1 protein-coding gene is annotated in these 888 nt (G+C 21.1%); it reads left to right on the top strand.

Features of this window, described 5'->3' with window-relative positions; genetic code table 11:
- Window positions 1–262 precede the first annotated feature (262 nt).
- Window positions 263–888, top strand: a 626-nt coding sequence (locus AWT72_RS08655; RefSeq protein ID WP_156413143.1) for a helix-turn-helix domain-containing protein, incomplete at its 3' end; no start/stop codon positions are given.

The raw sequence follows: 888 nt of genomic DNA, 5'->3' as shown, positions 1-888 counted from the left end.
TTCCAATTTATTATGAAGGAGATAAAAAATACTTAATAATGTAGTATTATGTTGTGTTAGATTAAAGGGTAGGATTATGTGTTCTACTCTATTTTTTTATATATAATTTCCGTCAAAAGTGGAAAATGTTTTAATTCTAGTATTTTTAAAGAATTAAAAAATAGTGAAACTGTAAAACGTTTTTCCATATTTAATGGGTACGAATTATGCATTGTAAAATATTAGGTTTAAGGTATTATATAGTATAAGTGAGGGTGATATTATGATTTTAAATGAAAGAGAAGTGAAAATATTAGAAAAATTTTATTATGATGATAATGTGAAAATTAGTGATTTGGCTGAAGAATATGGTGTTACTTCTAGAATGATTAGATATAACATAAGTAAAATTAATCAGCTATTAATATTCTTGAAAATTGTCCCTATAAAAAATCTTGGAAATGGTCTTTATCATTTTTTTAGTAAATCCCCAAAAATAATTGAATTAATAAAAGAATTAGCTCCTATAGATAAAGAAAAGAGAATAAAACTTATAAATTTAGTAATTTGTTATTCTAATAAGAAGATAACAGTGGAATATTTGGCGAAATTTTTTAATATTTCGAGGATTACAGTTAATAGTTATTTGAAAGAGATTAATTCTAAACTTGTTAAAGAAGATATTCAAATTAAAAATGAAACAGGGATAATTTTAAAAGGGAATATTCAAAATATTATTTCATATAAAATTTTAATATTATCAGACATGATTCAAGTTTTAAATAATGAATTTGTAAATGAATATTCAAGTAAAGTAAAAGAAATTATTTTCCAAAATATTTCTCATGAATTATATATTGAATTAAGAGGATTTACATATAATTTTATTGAAGATTTTAAGATTACAAT

It is taken from the genome of Oceanivirga salmonicida, from assembly GCF_001517915.1.
GTDB lineage: Bacteria > Fusobacteriota > Fusobacteriia > Fusobacteriales > Leptotrichiaceae > Oceanivirga > Oceanivirga salmonicida.
Note: the sequence above shows the minus strand (reverse complement) of the source record. Positions and strands in the feature narration are given on the sequence as shown.